This is a genomic window from Bacteroides sp. ET71 (assembly GCF_023336905.1).
Classification (GTDB): domain Bacteria; phylum Bacteroidota; class Bacteroidia; order Bacteroidales; family Bacteroidaceae; genus Bacteroides.
The window spans coordinates 125805-145082 of sequence record NZ_JAMBLS010000005.1 but is presented as its reverse complement, the minus strand read 5'-3'; the positions used below and the strand labels follow the sequence as shown (position 1 = coordinate 145082).

The 19278-nt window shown below is 54.1% G+C and carries 11 protein-coding genes; 5 read left to right on the top strand and 6 right to left on the bottom strand.

The window, feature by feature from the left end:
• Positions 1-254: 254 nt before the first annotated feature.
• Positions 255-2876 carry an alanine--tRNA ligase gene (gene alaS, locus M3090_RS05070; RefSeq protein ID WP_249054313.1) on the bottom strand — a complete coding sequence of 874 codons (2622 nt, stop codon included), beginning with the start codon at positions 2874-2876 and terminating at the stop codon, positions 255-257.
• Between the two features lie 94 nt (positions 2877-2970).
• On the opposite strand from alaS, the gene M3090_RS05065 reads away from it, so the two are divergent.
• Together M3090_RS05065 and M3090_RS05060 are read left to right on the top strand one after the other, a co-directional pair.
• The gene (locus M3090_RS05065) at positions 2971-3939 is read left to right on the top strand and encodes a M23 family metallopeptidase (protein ID WP_249054311.1); all 969 of its coding nucleotides are present in this window, start codon (positions 2971-2973) and stop codon (positions 3937-3939) included.
• A 136-nt stretch (positions 3940-4075) separates the two neighbouring features.
• Positions 4076-4486: a MerR family transcriptional regulator gene (locus tag M3090_RS05060; RefSeq protein WP_249054310.1), complete on the top strand. Its 411-nt coding sequence runs from the start codon at positions 4076-4078 to the stop codon at positions 4484-4486.
• A gap of 1 nt (position 4487) precedes the next feature.
• Here the strand turns inward: M3090_RS05060 and M3090_RS05055 are convergent, their stop codons facing one another.
• Together M3090_RS05055 and M3090_RS05050 are read right to left on the bottom strand one after the other, a co-directional pair.
• Positions 4488-6755, bottom strand: coding sequence for a RelA/SpoT family protein (locus M3090_RS05055; RefSeq protein ID WP_249054309.1), 2268 nt, complete (start codon positions 6753-6755; stop codon positions 4488-4490).
• A gap of 304 nt (positions 6756-7059) precedes the next feature.
• Positions 7060-8277: a DUF4925 domain-containing protein gene (locus M3090_RS05050; RefSeq protein ID WP_249054308.1), complete on the bottom strand. Its 1218-nt coding sequence runs from the start codon at positions 8275-8277 to the stop codon at positions 7060-7062.
• A gap of 715 nt (positions 8278-8992) precedes the next feature.
• Here M3090_RS05050 and aroC point away from each other — a divergent pair.
• The 3 genes from aroC to M3090_RS05035 all read left to right on the top strand — a co-directional run bounded on the left by aroC (position 8993) and on the right by M3090_RS05035 (position 12374).
• Positions 8993-10069: a chorismate synthase gene (gene aroC / locus M3090_RS05045; protein WP_249054307.1), complete on the top strand. Its 1077-nt coding sequence runs from the start codon at positions 8993-8995 to the stop codon at positions 10067-10069.
• Positions 10070-10175: 106 nt separating this feature from the next.
• Positions 10176-11531 (top strand): dipeptidase, encoded by a 1356-nt coding sequence (locus M3090_RS05040; protein ID WP_249054305.1) that lies wholly within the window; start codon positions 10176-10178, stop codon positions 11529-11531.
• Positions 11532-11534: 3 nt separating this feature from the next.
• Positions 11535-12374: a glycosyltransferase family A protein gene (locus M3090_RS05035; protein ID WP_249054303.1), complete on the top strand. Its 840-nt coding sequence runs from the start codon at positions 11535-11537 to the stop codon at positions 12372-12374.
• Between the two features lie 16 nt (positions 12375-12390).
• Here M3090_RS05035 and M3090_RS05030 read toward each other — a convergent pair whose 3' ends face one another.
• From M3090_RS05030 to mutA, 3 genes are all read right to left on the bottom strand, one after another.
• Entirely contained in the window at positions 12391-14541 is a 2151-nt protein-coding gene (locus tag M3090_RS05030) for a DNA topoisomerase 3 (RefSeq protein ID WP_249054302.1), read from the bottom strand.
• 419 nt (positions 14542-14960) lie between these two features.
• Positions 14961-17108, bottom strand: coding sequence for a methylmalonyl-CoA mutase (scpA, locus tag M3090_RS05025; protein WP_249054301.1), 2148 nt, complete (start codon positions 17106-17108; stop codon positions 14961-14963).
• Positions 17109-17114: 6 nt separating this feature from the next.
• Positions 17115-18986 (bottom strand): methylmalonyl-CoA mutase small subunit, encoded by a 1872-nt coding sequence (gene mutA, locus M3090_RS05020; protein WP_249054300.1) that lies wholly within the window; start codon positions 18984-18986, stop codon positions 17115-17117.
• Positions 18987-19278 lie beyond the last annotated feature (292 nt).

Genomic DNA, 19278 nt, shown 5'->3' with positions numbered 1-19278 from the left:
CATGTTTTGTTCAAACTCTGCCCAGAGTTCGGGTAAACTCTGCATCAGAGTTTGGGTAAACTCTGCACCAGAGTTTTTCAACGCCCGCGCAGAGGGCATAAAAAAGGAGGTGTGCCGCGTAATGAGACATTGGCACGCAGATAACACGGATTAAACAGATTTTCGCAGATTTATAACATATCATCAGTGGTCATCTGTCCTTAATCCGTGTCATCTGTGTGCAATTCCATATTCGGCACACCCCCTCTTTCATTTTACTGCAGCCCGGCCAGCTCCAGCACCTTGTCCACAGCGGCCTTGAGGCCATCGGGGTTCTTGCCGCCTGCCGTAGCAAAGTGCGGTTGCCCGCCGCCGCCGCCCAAGATGAGTCGTGCGGCTTCCTTCACCAGCGCACCGGCCTTCAGTCCGTCGGCCACGAGCTTCTCGCCCAGCATCACCGTCAGCATGGGCTTGCCCTCGAAGACGGTTCCGGCTACGAAGCAGAAGCTGTCGCCCAGCTCGCCCCGCAGTTGGAAGGCGATGTTCTTGGCCATGTCCGGCGCGATGGGCGCGCAGAACGATACGACCTTCACGCCGTGCACCTCCTTCATGCCCTTCAGGAGCCGCTCCTTCAACTGCGCCTCCTTCTCGCGCATGAAGTCCTCGATTTGCTTCTTCAGCCCGGCGTTCTCGTCGATGTAGCGGCGGATGGCGGCAGTCAGGTCGGGGGCGTTGTTGAAGAGCACCTTCAGTCCCTGGATAGTATCCTGTATGCCGTCCATCAGTTCCTCCACCTTCGCACCCGTCAGGGCCTCGATGCGGCGCACGCCGGCGGCCACGGAACTCTCAGAGATAATCTTGACCATGCCGATGCAGCCCGTGGCGGGTACGTGCGTGCCGCCGCAGAACTCGATGGACGAGCCGAACTGAATGACGCGCACGTGGTCACCATATTTCTCGCCGAAGAGGGCGATGGCACCCAGTTCGCGGGCTTCCTCGATGGGGATGTTGCGATGTTCGGTCAGGGGGATGTTGGCACGTATCTTGGCATTAACGCGGTGTTCCACCTCGCGTAGCTGTTCGTCCGTCACCTTCTGGAAGTGCGAGAAGTCGAAGCGGAGCGAGTCGGGCGTCACGAGCGAGCCTTTCTGCTGCACGTGGTCGCCGAGCACCTGACGCAACGCCTCGTCCAGCAGGTGCGTGGCCGAGTGGTTGGCGGCACAGGCGGCGCGCTTCTCCACGTCGACACAGGCCATCATCGGCGCCTCGGGATGCGTGGGCAGCGTCTTGGCCAGGTGGATGGGCAGATTGTTCTCCTTCTTCGTGTCGATGATTTCTATCGTCTCGTATTCGCTGACCAGCACACCGGTGTCGCCCACCTGGCCGCCGCTTTCGGCGTAGAACGGCGTCTTGTCCAGCACAATCTGGTAGAGCGTCTGGTTCTTCTGCTTCACCTGGCGGTAGCGCAAGATGCTGGTCTCATATTCCGTATAGTCATAGCCGACGAACTCCGTGGTGCCTTCCTTCAGCGTAACCCAGTCTCCGGTCTCCACGGCAGCGGCATTGCGGGCACGCTGCTTCTGCTGCTGCATCTCGGCGTTGAACGCTTCAATGTCGGCCGTCATGCCATTCTCGCGCAAGATAAGCTCCGTCAGATCCAACGGGAAGCCGAAGGTGTCGTACAGCGTGAAGGCATCCTTTCCGCTGATTTCCGTCCGTCCGGCAGCCTTCGCTTCGGCCATCGTCTTGTCCAGCAGGCGGATGCCCGTCTCCAATGTGCGCAAGAACGTCTCCTCTTCTTCCTTCATCACCTTGGCGATAAGGTCTTTCTGATCGCCCAACTCGGGATAAGCCGTTCCCATCTCCTGTATCAGCACCGGCAAAAGCTTGTACATGAACGCCCGTTTCTGCCCCAGGAACGTGTAGCCATAGCGCACGGCACGGCGCAAGATGCGGCGGATGACATAGCCCGCCTTGGCATTGCCCGGCAACTGCCCGTCGGTGATAGAGAAAGCAATCGTGCGGATATGATCGGCCACCACGCGCATGGCCACGTCTTTCTGCGCATCCGCCCCATACGGCGTGCCGGCCATCGTGGCAATGGCCTGTATCATGGGTTGGAAGACATCGGTGTCATAGTTGGACGTCTTGCCCTGAAGAGCCATGCAAAGACGCTCGAAGCCCATGCCGGTATCAATGACACGGGCCGGCAAATCCTCCAGGCTGCCGTCGGCCTTGCGGTTGAACTGCATGAACACGAGGTTCCAGATTTCGATGACCTGCGGGTGGTCGTGGTTCACCATGTCCCGTCCGGGCACCTGGGCCTTCTCTTCCTCGCTGCGCAGGTCGATGTGAATCTCCGAACAAGGTCCGCAGGGCCCTGTCTCGCCCATCTCCCAGAAGTTATCGTGCTTGTTGCCGTTGATAATATGGTCTTTGGGGAGGAATTGTTCCCAATAGGCAGCCGCCTCGTCGTCGCGGCCCAGCCCCTCTTCGGGACTTCCCTCGAAGACGGTGGCATAGAGGTTGTCAGGATTCAGTTTCAGCACGTCCACCAGGTATTCCCATGCCCAGGAGATGGCCTCTTTCTTGAAATAATCGCCGAACGACCAGTTACCCAGCATCTCGAACATGGTGTGGTGGTACGTGTCGTGTCCCACTTCTTCCAGGTCATTGTGCTTTCCGCTGACACGCAGGCACTTCTGCGAGTCGGCCACGCGCTTCCATTGCGCCGGATGGTTGCCCAGAATGATGTCTTTGAACTGGTTCATTCCCGCGTTGGTGAACATCAGCGTGGGGTCATCTTTTATCACCATGGGAGCCGAGGGTACGATATGGTGTCCTTTGCTCTCGAAGAAACTCTTGAACGAGTCTCTGATTTCATTTGCAGTCAACATACTCTTATTTAGCGGTTAATATTCTCAAAAAACTGCGCAAAGATAGCTTGTTTTTATTACTTTTGCCGCATTGACAGCGAAATAATTCCCCATCATGCGCAAAGTTTACTACATTTACAACCCACGTACCCAGACCTACGACCGCATCTACCCCACCGTCCGCCAGCGGCTGATGAGCCACCTGCGCCGCCTGTTCATCGGCATGGGACTGGGCGCGGCGTGCTTCATTGCCCCGCTCATCATCTTCGGCTCGCCATCCGAAAAAGAACTGCGCAAGGAGAACAGCCGCCTGTTGTCGCAATACAACGTCTTGTCGCACCGCATGGACGAAGCGATGGGCGTGTTGCAGGACATCCAACAGCGCGATGACAACCTCTACCGCGTCATCTTCCAGGCCGACCCCATCCCCTCGGCCATCCGCCAGGCCGGCTACGGAAGAACCAACCGCTACGAGCATCTGATGAACATGGCCGACGCGGAACTGGTGGTAAGCACAACACAGAAGCTGGACTTGCTGACGAAACAACTGTACATCCAGTCGCGCTCGTTCGACGAAGTGGTGGAGATGTGCCGGCAACACGACGAAATGCTGCGCTGCATCCCCGCCATTCAGCCCGTGTCCAACAAAGACCTGAAGAAAACGGCTTCGGGTTACGGCACACGCATAGACCCCATCTACGGCACGACGCGCTTCCACGCGGGCATGGATTTCTCCGCCAATCCGGGCACAGATGTCTACGCCACGGGAGATGGAACAGTGGTAAAGATGGGCTGGCAGACGGGCTATGGCAACATCATCGTCATCGACCACGGATTCGGTTATGAGACCTGGTACGCACATCTTCAGGAATTCCGCACACGGCTGGGCAAAAAGGTGGTGCGCGGCGAAGTGATAGGCGGCGTGGGCAGCACAGGCAAAAGCACCGGGCCGCATCTGCATTACGAGGTGCACGTGAAAGGTCGCGTGGTGAACCCCGTCAACTACTACTTCATGGACCTGAGCGCCGAGGACTATGACCGCATGATACAACTGGCCGCCAACCACGGCAAGATGATGGACTGACCGGAACGAGCGACTTGCTCGATAGCAAGAGAGCAATCTGCTCGATAGCAAGAGAGCAGTCCGCTCGATAGCAAGAGAGCAGTCCGCTCTACCATAATAATAAAAGAAAGAAGAAGAAAGTCAAACCACAGACGACATGCTGAACAAGAACAAGAACCTGAAGCTATATTACTCCATCAGCGAAGTGGCCCAGATGCTGGGCGTGACCGAATCGCTGCTGCGCTACTGGGAAGACGAGTTTCCGCAACAGCTTAAGCCCAAGCGGGCGGGAAGAGGCGTGCGCCAATACAACACCGAAGACATCGAGGCACTAAAACTGATATACCATCTGGTGAAAGAACGCGGCATGACTCTGCAAGGCGCCCGCCAACGGCTGAAAGACAACCGCGAGACAACCCTCCGCAACTACGAAGCGGTGGAACGGCTGAAATCCATCCGCGAGGAGCTGGTAAGCATGCGCGACGCCTTGAACGCCTTCAGTTACGAGGACATGGATGCGCTGAAAAAGAACATCGAAGAAGACCGGAAGCCGGAAGCCGGTTCGTAAGTTAATCCTCGACGCGGGCCACCTCTTTGATGTGCTGCAACTGCTTCAGGTTATTACAGATGGTCCGCACATCGTCCACGTCGTGTACGTAAAGCTGTATCTTCCCCTCAAAAATGCCATCAATAGCATCGATGTTCAGCTTGCGGATGTTCACGTTGAGTTGGCGCGAGATGACTTGTGTGACTTCATTCAAGACCCCCACTCCGTCAATGCCTCTCACATAGATAGTAACCAGGAACGAAAGGTCTTTGTGCGTGTCCCATTGCGTGGCAATGATGCGGTTGCCATAGCTGCTCTTCAGTTTCACGGCCACGGGGCACTGCCGTTTGTGTATGATAACCCGGTTTTGCTCGTCGATATAGCCTAATACGTCATCGCCGGGAATAGGATGGCAACACTCTGCCATGATGTATTCTTTGGAGATGGCCTCCTCCGTCAGTTTCAGAATCTTCTTGGTATCAATTTTCTCAGGCTTGCCCTCGGCCTTCGGTACCACCTTGCCGTCTTTCCCGTCCTTGACAGTGTCCTTCACGAAAGAGAAAGACAGCAGTTTCTTCCAATTCTTCCCCTGCTTCTCCTTGAAAAGATTACGGTCTACATCGCCCAGCACCACTTTACCACTGCCAATGGCGGCCATCAGTTCGTCGGGAGTATGGAAGTTATGCAGATTCGTCAGGCGGTCAATGGAAGAAGCATCTACCGGCACGCCCTCTTTCTGCAAAAACTCGTTCAAGAGCACTTCACCTTTCTGCTGATTGATTTTCTCCTCTTTGCGCAGAATTTCGGTAATCTTGGCCTTGGCGCGGGCAGTGGTGACGAACCCCACCCATTCGGGCTGTATGCGTTGGGCTTTCGAAGTCAGTATTTCCACCTGGTCGCCACTGTTCAAACGATGGCTCAGAGGAACCAGCTTATGGTTGACCTTCGCGCCGATGCAGTGCGTTCCAATGTCGGTATGAAGAGAGAAAGCAAAGTCCAGCGCGGTAGAATCCTGAGGCATGGTCTTCAAGTCGCCCTTGGGCGTGAAGACGAAAATCTCCGAAGCGAAGAGGTTCAGCTTGATGGTGTCCAGGAAGTCGATGGCATCGGGCTGCGGGTCGTCCAGAATCTCCTTGATGGTATGCAGCCAGCGTTCCAGCTCGCCTTCGTCCTCGCCGCCTCCACCTTCCTTGTATTTCCAATGAGCGGCAAAGCCCTGCTCGGCCACGTCGTCCATGCGTTCGCTGCGTATCTGCACCTCTATCCACTGTCCGTTGTTGGCCATGAGGGTGACGTGCAGGGCCTGGTATCCGTTACTCTTCGGATGGCTTACCCAGTCGCGCAGGCGGTCGGGATGCGGTTTGTATATCTTGGAGATAGCCACGTAGATGTCGAAGCAATCGTTCAGTTCTTCCTCCATGTTGCGCGGTTTGAAGACAATGCGTACGGCCAGGATGTCGTAGATTTCCTCAAAAGGCACATGCTTGGTCTGCATCTTGTTCCAGATGGAGTAGATGGATTTGACACGGGCCAGGATGTGGTACTGCAAGCCCATCTTGTCCAACTGGGCGCGAATGGGAGCGGTAAACTCCTGGAAAACCTTGTCACGCTCGGCTGCCGTGGCGGCCAGCTTCTTCTCTATCTCGGCATATTCTTCGGGGTGTTCGTACTTGAAGCTGAGGTTTTCCAGCTCTGTCTTGATACGGTTCAGCCCCAGTCGGTGAGCCAGGGGAGCGTAGATATAAAGCGTCTCGCCGGCAATCTTGTATTGCTTGTTGGGCAGCATGGACCCCAGCGTGCGCATGTTGTGCAGACGATCGGCTATCTTGATAAGGATGACGCGGATGTCATCGCTCATGGTGAGCAGCAGCTTCTTGAAGTTCTCCGCCTGTGCCGAGGCGCGGTCGCCGAAGATGCCGCCGGAGATTTTGGTCAGCCCGTCCACAATCTGCGCAATTTTGTGGCCGAAGATATTCTCAATGTCCTCTACCGTATAGTCGGTATCCTCCACCACGTCGTGCAGGAGGGCGGCGCAGATGGAGGTAGAGCCGAGTCCTATTTCGTTGCACACGATTTTTGCCACGGCGATGGGGTGCATGATGTAGGGTTCGCCCGAACGTCGTTTGATGCCGCGGTGGGCCTGGTTGGCAAAGTTGAACGCTTTGGTGATGATTTCCACGCGTTTGCGGTGTTTGGTGGCCAGGTAGTCATTCAGCAGTTCCTGGAACGCTTGCTGTATCATGGCTTCTTCGGCCTGCTCTTTTTCTTTCAGACTCAAATGCTCTTCCATAGTTCTTGCTCTTTAAATCGGTGCGCTCTTTCTGCTTGCGGGGAGCGTGTTTGCAAAAATAAGCATTTTTCCATAGCAGGCAAGCGTTTAGGGGAAAATATTATTGCCGAGGGCCAGACTTAGCCTCCGACTTCGCTCCCGACCTCCCGTCCACGGCATGAAAAAGGCACGGGGAAGCCCAAGTGCCTATGTCCAAGATATCTGAACACCGATGCTCGGGATGCCCGATGCAAGAAAGCGAACGACGCCCGGTCTTCAGCAAGAAGGCCGGGCGTCGCTGTTAATCTCTTCGATGGCTATCGAATTATTCGGCAGTCGTCGTTGCAGGGTTGAAGTTCAGACCGAGTTCCATGCCCGTAGTGTCTCCAATTACACCACCCAGCTGAGGAATTATCAGAGCACCGAAAACACCAAATATTCCATCTGACGGCATCATCGCAAGAAGTTTCTCCTGCATCTCCGGATCGTTCAGCAGTTCGGTAGCTATATTAATTAAGACATCACCCAAACCTTCTTTCTCAATATACACGCTCAATACTCCCGTTGAAGGATCTATACGATAGCCCAAAGGAATTCCTTCAGTTAAAAGCGGAGCGATTTCGTTCATATGCCCCAACAACATGGGCAACAGACTTGATAATAAATCATCGCTTCCGGCATCAGCCTGCGAAGAAGTACCCATTACAGCAGCCATAATAACATCAATATCCAGATAAGCATAAAGTTTTCCATTCTTTACGCAATATTGAACCATACCAGCCGGAGAGTCCTGCCAAGTAGGAGATGAAATGTTGGCAGCATCAGAATAAGAAGCTATGATGTTACCATCAACACCAAATGTTATACTCTGCAAAACAGCAGCCAACATTTGGTCTACCGACTGTGGGTTATCTGTCGATCCAAATACAGGCAAATGAAGAGCGAGAGCCAGCAACTCAGTCATACTCCATTGAGTGTTTTCATCCATTACAATTTTGGTATTACTTTCCCAATTAGCAAAAATAGGAAAGGTCGAAGCCGATAAATCACTCGCAGGATAGAGATTCCATGTTCCCGTCAGTTCATTGCTGGCAAACGTCACATCCACATCCAGCGTCAGCTTGCCGGCCTCTACCGAACCCGTATAAGCAACCGTGCGGTCGTTGGACTGGTCTGTGCCGGAGAACGTGTAGCCCGTTTCGCCTTGCGGTACCAGGGTAACGTTCAGCGTCGTAGAAGCTTCACCGGGGATGACGCCGGGATTGTTGACCGTCTGTCCCGTCAGTCCGCTCAGCAATGTGTTCGCAGCACCCGTCAGGGTGATGGTGGCACTTTGCCCGTCCGCCGAGTTGAAAGTGACGCTCTTGCCCGTCATGACAGCGTCGCCATAAGTCAGTGCCAGTTGCTTTTCAGTGTCGGTCGAAGTGTACGTACCGTTCACCGTGTCCACAGACGCTCCGGCCGGTTCATCGTCGTCGCTACAAGCCGTAAATAAGGCTACCGAGCAGGCCAATGCAAATAATGTAAGCCAATTCTTTTTCATACTTTCTAAAAAAATTTGTTTAGTGAATAAAATGACTCGTCACCGAGTCAGTTAAATTTCCCTTTTTTAAAATCGGGTGCAAAATAAGGCAAAATATGGCAACCTGGCAAGCTTTTTTCTATAAATAGATGTTCTATTTTTAAGATTTCTGCCCTCAAAGCGTCCTATGGGAAGAAGGCACGGGGAGGTTTGCCAAGCACAGATGACATTTTGACACTTTGCACAGGCTGCAAGTCAAGAACAGTCTATTTGTAAGCCAGAGAAAGAAGAAAAGTCTCTCTTGAAAGAAAAACACCCCATCCGATTACACATCATCCGGGCAACAGCATCCCGATATGGGCAGAAACAGGCCGGACGGAAGATGGCCGTTTTTTCAGACCGGGGAAAACGGGCTACGGACAAGAGGGCAGGAAGCGCCGGGACAGAAGCACGGCCACATAGCACAAGAAGCACGCCCGGACTTCGGAAGAAGCAGACGCACGGCGGAGGGGAGGCGGAACACCCGGACAGCAGAACTTTTTGCCGGAAAAACGAGGCGCCCCCAAACACTCCATCCCAAGCGCCGACAAGGCAAAATAAAAAAAACAGAAAAAAAAAGCGCAGCCGAAACAACGCTTTTTCAGAAATATTTATTATCTTTACGAGGAGCAAACGACGCTTTCGGCGAAAAAGCCACTGCATCAGCCTGATTATAAACCTTTAAAGCATTTGAAGTATGTTCAATTCATTTGGAAACATCCTCCGCCTTACCACTTTCGGGGAATCGCACGGCAAGGCCATCGGAGGCGTAATAGACGGATTTCCCTCGGGCGTAACCATCGACATGGACTTCGTACAGGCCGAACTGAACCGCCGTCGGCCGGGTCAGTCGCGCATCACCACTTCGCGCTCGGAAGACGACAAGGTAGAATTTCTGTCGGGCATCTTCAACGGCAAATCAACCGGCAGCCCCATCGGTTTCCTGGTATGGAACAAAAACCAGCACAGCAGCGATTACAGCGAAATGCAAAGCGTCTACCGCCCCTCGCACGCCGACTACACGTACAAGCTGAAATACGGCATCCGCGACTACCGAGGCGGCGGACGCTCGTCGGCCCGCGAGACCATCTCGCGCGTCGTGGGGGGAGCCTTGGCCAAGATTGCCCTCAGGCAACTGGGCGTCAGCATCAAGGCATACACCTCGCAAGTGGGCCCCATCCGCCTGGAAGACGACTACACGGCCTACGACCTCGACCTGATAGAAAACAACCCCGTGCGCTGCCCGGACCCGGACAAGGCGAAAGAGATGGAAGAATACATCTACCAGGTGAAGGAAGAAGGGGACACGATAGGCGGCGTAGTGACGTGCGTCATCCAAGGCTGCCCCATCGGACTGGGACAACCCGTCTTCGGCAAGCTGCAATCGGCCCTGGCCTCGGGCATGCTCAGCATCAACGCAGCCAAAGCCTTCGAGTACGGCGACGGCTTCAAGGGCCTCAAGATGAAAGGCTCTGAACAGAACGACGTGTTCTACAACAACGCCGGACGCATCGAAACACGCACCAACCACTCCGGAGGCATACAGGGAGGCATCAGCAACGGACAAGACATCTACTTCCGCGTGGCCTTCAAACCCGTGGCCACCGTGCTGATGGAGCAACACACCGTCAACATAGACGGGCAAGACACCACCCTCAAAGCACGCGGCCGGCACGACCCCTGCGTCCTGCCCCGCGCCGTACCCATCGTAGAGGCCATGGCCGCCATGACCCTGCTGGACTTCTACCTGATAGACCGTACCACACAATTGTAACACGAATGAGGAATGAAGAACATCCGCTTCGCGGAGAAATGAAGAATGTTCCCCCGGAAAGCTGTGCAAAATTCTTCATTCTTCATTCTCAATTCTTCATTTAACCATGATTAAAGACTACATCCAATCCAACGAACCGCGGATGCTGGACGAATTGTTCAGCCTCATCCGAATCCCCAGCATCAGCGCCCAACCCGAACACCGCGACGACATGCTGGCCTGCGCCCAACGCTGGAGCCAGTTGCTGCTGCAAGCCGGAGCCGACGAAGCACACGTCATGCCATCGGCCGGCAACCCCATCGTCTTCGCCCAAAAGACCGTGAACCCGGAGGCACGGACCGTGCTGGTCTATGCCCACTACGACGTCATGCCCGCCGAACCCCTGGAGCTGTGGAAAAGCGCCCCCTTCGAACCCGAAGTGCGCGACGGACACATCTGGGCACGCGGCGCAGACGACGACAAGGGACAGTCATTCATACAAGTCAAAGCCTTCGAATACCTGGTGAAAAACAAAGAACTGAAAGTAAACGTCAAGTTCATCTTCGAGGGAGAAGAAGAAATAGGCTCACCCAGCCTGGAGAGCTTCTGCCAAGAACACCGCGAACTGTTAAAGGCAGACATCATCCTTGTGTCAGACACCAGCATGCTCGGCGCAGACCTGCCTTCGCTGACCACCGGCCTGCGCGGACTGGCTTACTGGGAAATCGAGGTGACCGGCCCCAACCGTGACTTGCACTCCGGACACTTCGGCGGCGCCGTGGCCAACCCCATCAACGTGCTCTGCAAACTGATTGCCCGGCTGACGGACGAAAACGGGCGTATCACCGTGCCCGGCTTCTACGACGACGTCGAAGACGTGCCACAAGAAGAACGCGACATGATAGCCAGCATCCCCTTTGACGAAGAGAAGTACAAGCGGGCTATCGGCGTAAAAGCCCTGGACGGAGAAAAAGGATACAGCACACTGGAGCGGAACAGTTGCCGCCCGTCGTTCGACGTATGCGGCATCTGGGGCGGATACACGGGCGAAGGCTCGAAAACCGTATTGCCCTCGAAAGCCTACGCCAAAGTGTCGTGCCGCCTCGTCCCGCACCAAGACCACGAAAAGATTTCGCACCTGCTGGCCGACTACATACAGGCCATTGCACCCGACACGGTAACCGTGAAGGTCACGCCCATGCACGGCGGACAAGGCTACGTCTGCCCCATCAGCCTGCCAGCCTACAAGGCCGCCGCACACGGGTTCGAGAAAGCGTTCGGACGGAAACCGCTGGCCGTGCGCCGCGGCGGAAGCATCCCCATCATCGCCACCTTCGAGCAGGTGCTGGGCATCAAGACAATACTGATGGGCTTCGGGCTGGAAAGCAACGCTATCCACTCGCCCAACGAGAATCTCCCACTGGACATCTTGCGGAAAGGCATCGAAGCCGTCGTCGAGTTCTACCGCTACTATCAAGAATAGCTTATGGACGAAGTAAAAGTCTCTGTCATTATACCATGCTACAAACAGGCGGATTTCCTGCCTGACGCTTTAGAGTCTTTGTTGAAACAAACCTACCGGAACTGGGAAGCCATTGTTGTGAACGACGGCTCGCCAGACAATACCGAAGAAGTAGTACGGCAGTACATGCAGCAAGACAACCGCATCAGCTACTTGCCACAGCAGAACCAAGGCGTGTCTGCCGCGCGCAACAACGGGATAAAGCAAGCAAAGGGAGAGTTCATCCTGCCGCTCGACGCTGACGACTGGATTAAACCGACATACATAGAAAAGGCTGTAAGAGTGTTCTCGGAACACCCGGAAACCACCTTGGTCTACTGCCTGCAATGCAGCAACAACGAAGAGGAATGTCCGTCGCCCAGGTATGCAGGCTATAAAAGCCTGCTGGTTTACAACACCATCTTCAGCTCGGCCGTGTACAGGAAAAGCGATTGCCTGGCCATCGGAGGGTATGACACGGGAATGGTGTGGGGGCTCGAGGACTGGGAGTTCTACATCCGCCTGCTGGACGAACAGAGCGTGGTGGTCCAGTTAGAAGAACCTTTGTTCTTTTACCGGATAAAGGAAAACTCACGCAACACGACAGCCACCCTGCACCTGCATGAACTGCATCAAATCATTTACAGCAAGCACATGGACATCTACGGGAAACTGTACGACGACCCGATTGCCTTGCTGCGCTGGCTGCAACAGGACGAGGAAACCATCCATCAGATGAAGGCGGAGCTTGAACATTATCAGAGGAGACGCAAGAACAAGTGGTACCGCCGCTTGGGACGCCTTCTCCGCTCTTTCTTCAGATAACACAGGGCGCGGCAGGTCACCCGCCAAACGGTTTACGGAACTGGCACCCCTCTTTCCAGCGGGAGCATCCGTAGGCCGTTTTTCCTTTGATAAGGGTGCCTTTGCCACAGAGGGGACAGGGCTGGCCGACCAAGGAGTCATCTGCCGGGACGGATGTGGCGGCTGCTTTCTTGGGCGAACGTTTCTTCGGCGTCCGCTTGGGCTTGTCTTTGGTGGCGTCCTTGGCTGGCGACGCTTGCGCGGTTTTGGGCGGCGGGGCTGTCTGTGCGGTGATACGCCGGTTGCTGGTATCGGCCAGGACGTTTGCCACAATCTCGCGGACCATCTGCTTCAGCTCTTCCAGAAAGCGGGCAGCATCGTAGGTACGCTTTTCTATCTCGCGCAACTTTTTCTCCCAGATGCCGGTCAGCTCGGCAGATTTCAGCAATTCTTCGTGGATGGTCTGAATCAGTTCCACGCCCGTAGGAGTGGCAATCAGGTTCTTGCGTTCCTTCCGTATGTAACTGCGCTTGAAAAGCGTCTCAATAATGGCGGCGCGGGTGGAGGGGCGGCCGATGCCGTTTTCCTTCAGCGCGTCGCGCAGCTCGTCGTTATCCACCAGCTTGCCGGCCGTCTCCATCGCCCGCAGCAAGGTGGCTTCGGTATAAGGTTTGGGCGGCTGCGTCCACTTCTCCGACAACTCGGGGAAATGGGGTCCCGACTCGCCCCGCACGAAAGCGGGCAGCACGCGGTCGGCCTCGCCTTCGCGCTCTTCTTTGTCCTCGGCAGAAGAAGCTTGGGCGGCCGGAGTGGCGAAGACCACCCGCCAACCGGGCTCGAGTATCTGCCGGCCCGTGGTCTTGAATTCGATGCCGTCTGCTTCGCCCATGACCGTGGTGGTGGAGAACTTGCAGTCGGGATAGAACACGGCTATGAAACGCCGGGCAATCAGGTCGAACACGCGGCGCTCCATGTCTGTCAGGTTCACGGGAGGCTGTCCCGTAGGAATAATGGCGTGGTGGTCTGTCACCTTGGAGTTGTCGAAGACCTTCTTCGACTTGGGAAGCGGCTTGCCCGCCAAAGGCGCCGTCAGCGGCTCGTAGCCGCGCAGACCGTTCAGGATGCCGGGACACTTCGGATAGATGTCATCGCTCAGGAAAGTGGTGTCGACACGGGGATAGGTCGCCACTTTCTTCTCGTAGAGAGACTGGATGAGCTTCAGCGTGTCGTCGGCCGAATAAGCGAACTTCTTGTTACACTCCACCTGGAGAGAGGTCAGGTCGAACAGGCGCGGGGGTGCTTCGCGTCCTTCTTTCTTTGTCACGCCTGTCACCGTAAAAGGCACGTCTTTGATTCGGGCCAACAAGGCTTCTCCCCGCGCCCGGTCGGTGATGGGCTCGATGCCCCGGTTTTCTTCTGTTTTTCCGGACTTTTTGGCCGCCGGATTGTCTTTCTGTTTTTCCGCCTCCAGCACCAGCTCTTCCTCGCTCTTCTTGACCAGTGCCGAAAAGGTCGTGTCGCGGTACACCGTGTTCAGCACCCAATATTGCTTGGGGACGAAACGCTGTATCTCCAACTGCCGGTTCACAATCAGCGCCAACGTCGGCGTCTGCACACGCCCGATGGAAAGCACCTGGCGGTTTTGCCCGTATTTCATGGTGTAGAGGCGCGTGGCGTTCATCCCCAACAGCCAGTCGCCGATGGCACGGCTCAGACCGGCTTCGTACAAGGGTTGGAAATCGGCCGCATCGCGCAGCTTGGCAAAGCCCTCGCGGATGGCTTCTTCCGTCAGCGACGAAATCCACAGGCGTTTCACCGGACAACGTGCCCCGGCCTTCTGCATCACCCACCGCTGGATAAGCTCCCCCTCCTGCCCGGCATCGCCGCAGTTGATAATCAGGTCTGCCGCTTGCATCAGGCGTTCGATGACGTGAAACTGCCGCTCGTACGTGGCGTTCTCTATCAGCTTGATGCCAAAACGCGGAGGAATCATCGGCAGGTAGTCCAAACGCCAGGACTTCCAGTCGGGCGTATACTCGTGCGGCTCTTTCAGCGTGCACAAATGCCCGAAGGTCCACGTCACCTGGTAGCCGTTTCCTTCTATATATCCGTCTTTCTTTTCTCTTGCGCCCAACACATCGGCGATGTCGCGGGCCACAGAGGGTTTCTCGGCAATGCAAACTATCATGCTCTATTTTTTAGTAATCGGAGGGCAAAGGTACGAAAAAGTTTTCTTCGGCGCACCACGTATTCCGCTCTTCCGCACAGCGGCACACGCTCTTCCGCACACGAAGGACGGCTTTCACGCACAGCAGGCACGCACCCGACGCATACGGGCATAAAAAAAGGGCTCCGCTGAGCCCAACCTTTGTTAACCTTAAAATCTAATACTATGAAAAACACGTTGCAAAGATACGGACTTTTTCGGAACCTGCAAATAATCGGCGCCTCAAAACATGTTTTATAACATTCTTTAAGCTGCCCTTGCAAATAATCCGCCCGACAAAAGGATTCTTAACAAACTCAGGTAAAGCGAAAACACCAGAAAAGGGGAGCCCCGCTGCCGGGACTCCCCTTCCATCATCTCCAGATTCTGAACGCTGGAACTTATTCTTCGTCCATCAAAATATCCAATATCTGGCAAGCCGCCTTCGCAACCGGAGTGCCGGGGCCAAAGATAGCAGCCACGCCGGCTTTGTAGAGGAAGTCATAGTCCTGCGGAGGGATAACACCGCCGGCAAACACCACGATGTCTTCACGGCCCAACTTCTTCAACTCGTCCATGAGTTGCGGAATCAACGTCTTATGACCTGCCGCCAATGACGATACACCCACGGCATGAACGTCGTTCTCCACAGCCTCACGCGCAGCCTCGGCCGGCGTCTGGAACAACGGCCCCATGTCTACGTCGAAACCGCAGTCGGCATAACCCGTTGCCACCACCTTTGCACCACGGTCGTGCCCGTCCTGACCCATCTTGGCTATCATGATGCGCGGCTGACGACCTTCCTTCTTCGCAAACTTCTCGCACAATTCACAAGCCTTGGCGAAGTCTGAATCATTCTTACTTTCTGATGAATACACGCCTGAAATAGTTCTAATGATTGCTTTGTAACGTCCTACTACTTTCTCACACGCATAAGAGATTTCTCCCAAAGTGGCACGCACACGGGCAGCCTCGACGGCCAATTCCAGCAAATTGCCCTTACCCGTACGCACACATTCCGTAATGGCATCCAAGGCTTTGTCCACCTCGGCCTGGTCACGGTTAGCTTTCAGCTTCTTCAGGTTCTCCACCTGCTCCTGGCGCACAGCCGTATTGTCAATCTCCAGGATATCAATAGGAGCTTCCTTGTCCAAACGGTACTTGTTCACACCGACAATGGTCTGTGCACCGCTGTCGATACGAGCCTGGGTACGGGCTGCCGCCTCCTCGATGCGCATCTTGGGAATACCCGTCTCGATAGCCTTGGCCATGCCGCCCAGCTTTTCAATCTCCTGGATATGCTCCCACGCCTTGTGGGCAATCTCGTTGGTCAGCGACTCCACATAATAAGAACCGGCCCAGGGGTCTACGTTCTTACAAATGTAAGTCTCCTCCTGAATATATATCTGCGTGTTACGGGCGATGCGGGCCGAAAAATCCGTCGGCAAGGCAATAGCCTCATCCAAAGCATTGGTATGCAACGACTGGGTATGACCCAAAGCTGCCGCCATAGCCTCGATACACGTACGTCCCACGTTGTTGAACGGGTCTTGCTCCGTCAGCGACCAGCCGGAAGTCTGCGAGTGCGTGCGCAAAGCCAGCGACTTGGGATTCTTCGGGTTGAACTGCTTCACTATTTTCGCCCACAACATACGGGCGGCACGCATCTTGGCAATCTCCATGAAATGGTTCGTACCGATGGCCCAGAAGAAAGAAAGACGCGGCGCGAAGGCATCGATGTCCAATCCGGCGTTGACACCGGCACGCAGATATTCCAAACCGTCGGCCAACGTGTACGCCAATTCAATGTCTGCCGTAGCACCGGCCTCCTGCATGTGGTAACCGGAGATAGAGATGGAGTTGAACTTCGGCATCTTCTGAGACGTATACTCGAAAATGTCGGAAATAATCTTCATGGAGAATGCAGGCGGATAAATGTACGTGTTACGTACCATGAACTCTTTCAGGATATCGTTCTGGATGGTTCCTGCCATCTCTTCCAACTTGGCACCTTGCTCCAGGCCGGCATTGATATAAAACGCCATGACGGGCAGCACGGCCCCGTTCATCGTCATGGAGACAGACATCTTGTTCAAAGGAATACCCTCGAAAAGGACCTTCATATTCTCCAGCGAACAAATGGACACGCCAGCCTTGCCCACATCGCCCACCACACGCTCATTATCCGGGTCATAACCACGGTGCGTAGGCAAATCGAAAGCCACGGAAAGACCTTTTTGGCCGCTGGCCAGATTACGGCGATAAAAAGCATTGGACTCTTCGGCTGTAGAAAATCCGGCATACTGACGAATGGTCCAAGGACGGAAGGTGTACATCATGGAGTACGGACCACGCAGATAAGGAGGAATCCCAGCCGCATAATCCAGATGCTCCATCCCCTCAAGGTCTTCCTTGGTATAAACAGGCTTCACTTCGATGTGTTCCGGCGTCTTCCAATCAGCCTGGATGCCGTTAGCCTTCTGCCACTCAGCTCCGTTAGCGGGCTTGAAGTCGGCATATATATCTATGTTTCTGAAATCTTTTCTCATAGCTTATTATTTCAATAGTTTAGCGTTGTATTCCTTTAAAGTCTCCAGCACATTGACACGCACGTGGATGAAATTCTCGATACCGGCAGTCTTGAGTTCGTCCATACAAGCAGGAGCACCCGCCACAATGAACATGGCACGGCCCGCCAAGGCTTGATAAGCAGGAATGGCATACTCAGCATATTCGTCATCACTGGAACAGAGCACAACTATGTCGGCCTTAGCAGCAAGAGCAGCATCAATGCCTTCTTCTACCGTAGCAAAGCCGAGGTTGTCAATCACCTCATAGCCCGCACAAGCCAGGAAGTTGCAAGAGAACTGCGCACGAGCCTGACGCATGGCCAGATTGCCGATAGTGAGCATGAATGCACGTGGGCGCTTACCGCTTTGTTCTGTTTGCAAACGAAGAGCCTCAAACTCACTGGCAGCCCGAGAAAAATCAAGTGAAGCGCAATCTTTCTCGCAAGCATGTTCGTGACCTCCTCCACAGCAACAAGCAGCTTCCAACGGATGTTTGTCACCCGCCAACTCCGTAAAATTCGGATATTGGTTGGTTCCCAATAAAATTTCCTTCCGACGAGCCACAGCCTCGTGGCGAGCACGGTTGCTGGCGTTAACGGTATCCTGCACCTTTCCGGCTTTGACCAATGCATAGAAGCCGCCTTCTTCTTCCACAGCCAGGAAAAGCTTCCAAGCTTGTGCTGCAATAGACGCCGTCAAATTCTCAATATAATAAGAACCGCCGGCCGGGTCAATCACTTTGTCAAAGTGTGACTCTTCGCGAAGCAAAAGCTGCTGATTGCGAGCCAAGCGTTCGGAAAACTCTGTAGGAGTTTCGTAAGCAGAGTCAAAAGGCAATACCGTCATTGATTCTACACCAGCCAACGCTGCACTCATGGCTTCTGTCTGGGTGCGGAGCAGGTTGACATAAGAATCGAAAAGGGTTAGATTGAATTTAGATGTTTCGGCATGTATATGCATTTTGGCGGCACACTTACAGTCACTTTCCGCAAGATATTGTCCCACGATATCAGCCCACAACATACGGGCAGCACGGAACTTTGCTATCTCCATAAAGTAATTGGAGGAGATGCCGAAATTGAACTTGATTTTCTTTGCTACCAAAGCAGCCGGCACTCCGGCTTCGGTCAAGACATTCAAGTACTCGTTACCCCATGCCAAAGCATAACCCAGTTCCTGATAGATATAAGCACCGGCATTGCAAAGCAAAGAAGCGTCTACTCCGAGAACATGATAGCCAGGAAGATCTGCCGTAGCCGCTATAAGAGCCTTACCAGTCTCGGCTATTGCCGTGCGTTCTTTTCCTTTGGCGAGCATCTTGCCCAGAGGGTCGTAAGCGATTGAGCCTTTGAGTTTCGAGAGGTCATATCCGTGCTTCTTGAAATAAGCGAGCAACAGATTGGCCAACTCTACGACATGCCCTTGGCAAGTAGAGAAATTCAGTTCTACACATTCAGCGCAGATGTCTTTCAAGAGAACTTCCAGGTAGGCTTCGCTCAACTGTTTGGCCTTGATGCTGAAACCTAATGAATCTACGCCACGGTTCAAGATGTCAAGTGCTTTGGCATTGGCTTCCGCCGGATCTTCTACACGGATGTCTTGCCGAATGAGCCAGGAATTGTCTTTTTTCTTATTACCACGCAAATAAGGATATTCGCCGGGCAAAGCGTCGGTCGTTTTCAGCCCGTCCAAGTCTTCACGGCGGTAGAAAGGTTTCACATTGAATCCTTCGTTTGTTCGCCAAACGAGTTTCTTCTCGAAGTCGGCACCTTTAAGATCTGCCGTGACTTTCTCCATCCACGCTTCCGTGCTGACTGACGGAAAGTCAGAGAAGAGCTTTTCTTTGTTTTCTGCCATAGTTTATCTTTTTATTATAATGTAGGTTGAAAAAAGTGCGATTTCACTTTGTCCTGCAAATATAAGAAATAAGTCGATTGAGGGGGCACCTGTTGCTTAAATTTTTCGAATCCGTGTGCAAAAAGGGGCGTGTACTGTGCAAAAGCTACGGACACGCCCCGCTTCACCATTATAAACGAAGCATCAACGTGGAGAGCAGCTTATGGCGGTACAGTCCACGTCTTTTTATACTAAGTATCTTCAGCTATGGCCTGTTGTTCATCTGCAAATATAGCAAAATATTTGAATTATA